Here is a 6362-nt window from a genome sequence, read left to right as displayed (position 1 = left end):
GCGCCCCCCCCGCACTGAGTTTGCCGACCCGACCGCGGCGCAGACGCAGTTCGCCGGCACCGCCTGCGCGCTGGAGGGCGACACCGCCGCCGTGGCCCGCGCCGAGCAGGCCTTCGGCGCCATCGGCGGGCGCTGCTTTCGGCTGCAGGCCGCCGACAAGCCGCTGTACCACGGCGCCGCGGTGCTGGTGAGCAACTTCCCGCCCGTGCTGGCCGCCGCAGCGGCCGAGCTGTGGCAGGGCTGCGGCATGCCACCGGAGCTGATCGGCCCGCTGTGGCAGGCCTTTGCGAAGAACGTGGCCGACAACCTGCTGCGCCTGGGGCCGGCTGCCGCACTGACCGGCCCGGCCGCCCGCGGCGACACCGCCGTGGTGCAGGCCGAGATCAGCGCCATGCAGGCCCGCGACCCGGCCCTGGCCCAGGCCTATGCGGCGCTCAGCACCCTGGCCGCCCGCCTGGCCCGTGAGGGCACGGCGCTGGCCCCGGCCGAGGCGGCCGCGCCGCTCAGCCGCGCTCGAACTTGAACACCGCCACGTTGGCCAGCAGATTGGGCAGCGTGCGCACCATGTTGCCGTCCTGCAGGCCGAAGCTGTCGAGGATCTGCAGCCCGTTCTTGCGCGCCAGCACCTCGAAGTCGGCGTAGGTGCCCACGCGGATGTTGGGCGTGTCGTACCACTCGTAGGGCAGGGCCTTGGTCACCGGCATGCGCCCGCGCAGCACCGAGACCCGGTTGGGCCAGTGCGCGAAGTTGGGGAAGCTGACGATGCCGATGCGACCGACCCGCGCGGTCTCGCGCAGCATCTTCTCGGCGTTGCGCAGGTGCTGCAGGGTCTCCAGCTGCAGCACCACGTCGAAGCTGTGGTCGTCGAAGAGCTTCAAGCCCTCTTCGAGGTTGAGCTGGATGACGTTGATGCCGCGCTGGGTGCTGGCCAGCACATTGGCATCGTCCAGCTCGATGCCGTAGCCGGTGCAGCCGCGCTCGCGCATCAGGTAGGCCAGCAGCTCGCCGCTGCCGCAGCCCAGGTCCAGCACGCGGGCGCCCTGGGGCACCAGGCGGGCAATCACTTCCAGGTTCTTCAGCGGCGTGGTCATGCGCGGACTCCCGGGGTGACATCGGCGGCGATGCGCTCGAAGTAGGCCCGCATCACCGCCAGGTAGCGCGGGTCCTCCAGCAGGAAGGCGTCGTGGCCGTGCGGCGCGTCGATCTCGGCGTAGCTGACGTCGGCCCGGTTGTCGACCAGGGCCTTGACGATCTCGCGCGAGCGGGCCGGCGAGAAGCGCCAGTCGGTGGTGAAGCTCACCAGCATGAACTTCGTGTGCTTGGCGATGGCGAAGGCCCGCGCCAGGTCACCGCCATGGGCACGGGCCGGATCGAAGTAGTCCAGCGCCCGGGTGATCAGCAGGTAGGTGTTGGCGTCGAAGTACTCGCTGAACTTGTCACCTTGGTGGCGCAGGTAGCTCTCGATCTGGAACTCGATGTCCTGGGTGCTGAAGTGCAGTTCGGCGTCGCGCAGCTCGCGGCCGAACTTGGCCTCCATGGAATCGTCCGACAGGTAGGTGATGTGGCCGATCATGCGGGCCACGCGCAGGCCGCGCTTGGGCACCACGCCATGGGCGTAGAAGTGGCCGCCGTGGAAGTCCGGGTCGGTCACGATGGCGCGGCGCGCCACCTCGTTGAAGGCGATGTTCTGCGCCGACAGGTTGGGCGCGGTGGCCACGGCCACGCAGTGGCGCAGGCGCTCGGGGTAGCGCAGGGCCCAGGCCTGGGCCTGCATGCCGCCCAGGCTGCCGCCCAGCACGGCCGCCAGCTGGCGGATGCCCAGGGCCTCGATCAGCCGGGCCTGGGCGTCCACCCAGTCCTCCACCGTGCAGACCGGGAAGTCCGCGCCCCAGGGCCGGCCGGTGGCGGGGTTGGGGTGCATCGGCCCGGTCGAGCCGAAGCAGGAACCCGGGTTGTTGATGCCGATGACGAAGAAGCGATCGGTGTCCACCGGCTTGCCCGGGCCCACCATGTTGTCCCACCAGCCCAGGCTCTTGGGATCGTCGGCATGCAGGCCGGCCACGTGGTGCGAGGCATTGAGGGCGTGGCACACCAGCACGGCATTGCTGCGCTCGGCATTGAGCGTGCCGTAGGTCTCGTACACCAGCTCATAGGCCGGCAGCTGTGCGCCGCTCTGCAGCGGCAGGGGCTGGTCGAAGCGCATGCGCTGCGGTGTGACCACCCCGACGGAGCTCGTCATGTCCGACTCTCCATTCATCCAAAACAAAACACCCGGACGTCGCGCCAGACAAAGCGGACACCGGGTGCACAGGTCTCGGAGTCCCTCTTTAGCGGCATTTGTTGGGCGCCCGCAATCCGGAACAAATCGGCGCCATGGAGCCCATAGTCTAGCAGCCACTGGCATCCCAGGCCGGCACTGGGCCATCGCGACACGGACTTGACGAATTATTGGTCATTCGACCAATAATTCACCATGGCCCGTCCCTCCCAAGCCGTGGACCAGGCGCTGATCGCCAGCGCACTGGCCCTGTACCCGCAGTGCGGCTGTGCCGGCCTGTCGCTGCGCAAGGTGGCCGAACACGCCGGCACCCAGCCGGCCATGGTGCATTACCACTTCGGCGGCAAGCCGGCCTTTCTGCGGGCGGTGCTGCAACAGCTCTACGAACAGATGTTCACCGCGCTGGACGGCCAGGGCCGGGGCGAAGGTCGCCCGGTCGCGCGCCTGCGCGGCGCCCTGCTGACGCTGGCCGGCTTTCTGCGCCAGCACCGTGCCGTGGTGGGCCGCCTGGCGCTGGACGCGGCCCAGGGCGAGCCGGTGGTGCTGGAATTCCTGCGCGCCAACGCCCCGCGCCACCTGGGCCTGCTGCTGGCCCTGCTGCACGAGGCCCAGGCGGCGGGCGAACTGCAGCCCCTGCCGCCGCTGCAGGCCTTCACCTTCCTGATGGGCGCCGTCAACGCCCCCACCCTGATCGCCACCGGCGCGCAGCAGCTGGGCCTGGCCCCGCCCCTGCTGGGCCCCGCCCTGGCCGAGCAGGTGCTGAGCGAAGCCGCCCTCGTCCAACGCGTGGATCTGGCCTTGAGCGCGCTCGGCCGCCCCATCCCTGCCCCAGGAGTGTCCGCATGAGGCCCATCCGCTTTCCGTCCCTGCAGCGTCGTCCCCTGCTCGCCCTGATGCCGCTGGCGGCCGCACTGAGCGGCTGCCAGCCCTCGGCCCCGGCCGCCTGGTCCGGCTATGTCGAGGGCGACTACGTCTATGTGGCTGCCCCGGTGGCCGGCACGCTGACCCACCTGGCCGTGACCGCGGGCCAGACGGTGGCCGCCAGCGCGCCGCTGTTCCAGCTGGACGACGTGAGCGCCCGCGCGGCCCGCGCCCAGGCCGAGGCCCAGGTGGCGGCCGCCCAGGCCCAGGCCAGCAATGGCCAGACCGGGCTGCGCCCGCCGCAGCTGGCGGTCAGCCGCGCCCAGCTGGCCCAGGCCCGCGCCACCGCCACGCTGGCCGACGCGGACCTGCTGCGCCAGCGCAGCCTGGTGGCCCAGGGCTTCATCTCGCAGTCGCAGCTGGACAACGCCGCCACCGCCGCCCGCCAGGCCCACGACAAGGTGGCCGAGCTGGAGGCCGCGCTGCAGACCGCCGAGCAGCCCACCGCCCGCCCGGCCGAGCTGGCCGCCGCCCAGGCCAACACCCGCGCCGCCCAGGAGGCCCAGGCCCAGGCCGCCTGGCGCGAGCAGCAGGCCCGCCAGAGCGCCCCGGCCGCCGGCCTGGTGGCCGACACCTTCTTCCGCGAAGGCGAGTACGTGGGCGCCGGCCAGCCGGTGGTCTCCCTGCTGCCGCCGGACCACCGCAAGGCCCGCTTCTACGTGCCCGAGGCCGAGGTGGGCCGGCTGCAGCTGGGTCAGGCGGTGAGCCTGGGCTGCGACGGCTGCGGTGCGCCCATCCCGGCGCGCATCAGCCGCATCGCCCCGCAGGCCGAGTACACGCCGCCGGTCATCTACTCCAACAGCCAGCGCAGCAAACTGGTCTTCCTGGTGGAGGCCCTGCCCGCCCCGGCCGATGCCCTGAAGCTGCACCCCGGCCAGCCGCTGGATGTGCGCCCGGCGGCGGGCACAAGCCGCTGAGCCCGTCATGGCACCGACCTCTTCCACCCCGGCCCCGGACTGGGCCATCGACGTGCGGGGCCTGACCAAGCGCTACGGCACAACCACCGTGGTGGACCACGTGGACCTGCAGCTGCACCCGGGCCGCATCTGCGGCTTCCTGGGGCCCAACGGCAGCGGCAAGACCACCACCATCCGCATGCTCTGCGGCCTGCTGACGCCCGACGAGGGCGAGGGCCACTGTCTGGGTCTGGACCTGCGGCGCGACGCGCTGGAGATCCGCCGCCAGGTGGGCTACATGACGCAGCGCTTCGGCCTGTACGAGGACCTGTCGATCCGCGAGAACCTGGACTTCATCGCCCGCCTGTTCGAGCTGCCCGAGCGCAAGCGCCAGGTGGACGAGGCCCTGGCGCGCCTGGGCCTGGTGAGCCGCCAGCGCCAGCTGGCCGGCGCGCTCTCGGGCGGCTGGAAGCAGCGCCTGGCCCTGGCCGCCTGCCTGCTGCACCGGCCGCGCCTGCTGCTGCTGGACGAGCCCACCGCGGGCGTGGACCCCAAGGCCCGGCGCGACTTCTGGGACGAGATCCACCGCCTGGCGGCCGAAGGCATCACGGTGCTGGTGTCCACCCACTACATGGACGAGGCCGCGCGCTGCCATGAGCTGGTCTACATCGCCTACGGTCACCTGCTGGCCCGCGGCACCGAGCGCGAGATCATCGCCCAGTCGGGCCTGACCGTCTGGGCCGTGCAGGCCGAACGCGAGGACCCGGCCGCCCTGGCCCCGCTGGTCACGCCGCTCAAGCAGGCTCCGGGCGTGCAAAGCGTGGCGGCCTTCGGCAGCGCGCTGCACGTGGCCGGCAGCGACCCGGCCGCGCTGGAGCGCGCCATCGCGCCGTGGCGCCAGCAGCCGGGCCTGCGCTGGGCACCGGCCCAGGCCTCGCTGGAGGACGTGTTCATCGGCCTGATCGGCCAGAGCCGCGACAACATGGAGGTCGCCAGGTGAAGCGCCTGTTCAGCCTGGCCCGGCTGTGGGCCATCTTCGTCAAGGAGTTCCAGCAGATGATGCGGGACCGCCCCACCTTCGCGATGGCGGTGGGTGTGCCCATCATCCAGCTGGTGCTGTTCGGCTACGCCATCAACACCGACCCCAAGGGCCTGCCCACGGCCGTGGTCAGCCACGACAGCGGGCCGCTGGCGCGCAGCCTGCTGGCCACGCTGGAGAACACCGGCTACTTCCACATCACCCACCAGCCCGACAGCGAAGCCGCGGGCGACGCGCTGGTGGCCGATGGGCAGGTGCAGTTCCTCTTCGTGGTTCCCGATGACTTCAGCCGCCGCGTGGTGCGGGGCGAGAAGCCGGCGGTGCTGATCAGCGTGGACGCCACCGACCCCAGCGCCGCCAGCAACGCCCTGGCCGCGCTGGGCCAGGTCAGCGCCAGCGCGCTGGACCGCGACCTGGTCGGGCCGCTGGCCCCCCTGAAAGCGGGCGAGGCGCCCTATGAGCTGCGCATCCAGCGCCGCTACAACCCCGAAGGCCTGTCGCGCTACAACATCGTGCCGGGCCTGATCGGCACCATCCTGACCATGACCATGGTGATGATGACCGGCCTGGCCATGACCCGCGAGCGCGAGCGCGGCACGATGGAGAACCTGCTGGCCACGCCGGTGCGGCCGGTGGAGGTGATGCTGGGCAAGATCCTGCCCTATGTGCTGGTGGGCTACATCCAGCTCAGCGTGGTCCTGGCGGCGGGAGCCTTCCTCTTCGAGGTGCCGATGGAGGGCAGCTTCCTGCTGCTGATGGGCATGATCGGTGTGTTCATGCTGGCCAACCTGGCGGTGGGTTTCACCTTCTCCACACTGGCGCGCAACCAGATGCAGGCGCTGCAGGCCACCTTCTTCTTCTTCCTGCCCTCGATGCTGCTGTCGGGCTTCATGTTCCCCTTCCGCGGCATGCCGGCCTGGGCCCAGCACCTGGGCGAGCTGCTGCCCCTGACCCACTTCCTGCGCATCGTGCGGGGCATTCTGCTCAAGGGCAACGGCTTCCTGCAGGTGCTGCCCGAGCTGTGGCCGCTGCTGGCCTTTCTGGCGGTGGCGGGGGCGGTGGCGCTGGCGAGGTATCAGCAGACCTTGGATTGAGGTTCTTGGGGTTGGGTTGGGTTGGTTTTGGGTTGGGGGTCGGTGCGCTGCGGTGGACGGCGGGCCGCGTGGCCGGACGATCGGGTGGTCCTCGCCTTGGGCGAAGACTGACCACCGGACGACGGGCCCTGGCC

7 protein-coding genes are annotated in these 6362 nt (G+C 71.4%); 5 read left to right on the top strand and 2 right to left on the bottom strand.

Going from position 1 to position 6362, the window contains the following annotated elements:
* Positions 1 to 523, top strand: a 523-nt coding sequence (locus I73_RS27265) for a DUF2520 domain-containing protein (RefSeq protein ID WP_022980523.1), incomplete at its 5' end; no start/stop codon positions are given.
* Here the strand turns inward: I73_RS27265 and metW are convergent.
* Positions 504 to 1091 carry a methionine biosynthesis protein MetW gene (gene metW / locus I73_RS10270; RefSeq protein WP_022980522.1) on the bottom strand — a complete coding sequence of 196 codons (588 nt, stop codon included), beginning with the start codon at positions 1089 to 1091 and terminating at the stop codon, positions 504 to 506. The two genes, I73_RS27265 and metW, sit on opposite strands and share 20 nt — an antisense overlap.
* The gene (locus tag I73_RS10265) at positions 1088 to 2239 is read right to left on the bottom strand and encodes a homoserine O-acetyltransferase (RefSeq protein ID WP_022980521.1); all 1152 of its coding nucleotides are present in this window, start codon (positions 2237 to 2239) and stop codon (positions 1088 to 1090) included. Before I73_RS10265 ends, metW begins: the two co-directional genes overlap by 4 nt.
* Before the next feature lie 234 nt (positions 2240 to 2473).
* On the opposite strand from I73_RS10265, the gene I73_RS27260 reads away from it, so the two are divergent.
* Genes I73_RS27260 through I73_RS10245 form a run of 4 tightly spaced genes read left to right on the top strand, consistent with a single transcriptional unit; the run spans position 2474 to position 6228 of the window.
* Positions 2474 to 3124, top strand: coding sequence for a TetR/AcrR family transcriptional regulator (locus tag I73_RS27260; RefSeq protein WP_022980520.1), 651 nt, complete (start codon positions 2474 to 2476; stop codon positions 3122 to 3124).
* Positions 3121 to 4116 carry an HlyD family secretion protein gene (locus I73_RS10255; RefSeq protein ID WP_022980519.1) on the top strand — a complete coding sequence of 332 codons (996 nt, stop codon included), beginning with the start codon at positions 3121 to 3123 and terminating at the stop codon, positions 4114 to 4116. The genes I73_RS27260 and I73_RS10255 overlap by 4 nt, the downstream gene beginning before the upstream one ends.
* A 7-nt stretch (positions 4117 to 4123) precedes the next feature.
* Complete coding sequence (locus I73_RS10250; RefSeq protein ID WP_022980518.1) at positions 4124 to 5095, top strand: ABC transporter ATP-binding protein; 972 nt, start codon at positions 4124 to 4126, stop codon at positions 5093 to 5095.
* A complete protein-coding gene (locus tag I73_RS10245) occupies positions 5092 to 6228 on the top strand; it encodes an ABC transporter permease (RefSeq protein WP_022980517.1) in 1137 nt (378 codons plus the stop codon). Before I73_RS10250 ends, I73_RS10245 begins: the two co-directional genes overlap by 4 nt.
* The last annotated feature ends 134 nt before the right edge of the window (positions 6229 to 6362 follow it).

The organism is Ideonella sp. B508-1 (genome assembly GCF_000333615.1).
Taxonomy (GTDB): Bacteria; Pseudomonadota; Gammaproteobacteria; order Burkholderiales; family Burkholderiaceae_C; genus Ideonella.
This window is presented reverse-complemented; position numbering and strand designations above follow the sequence as displayed.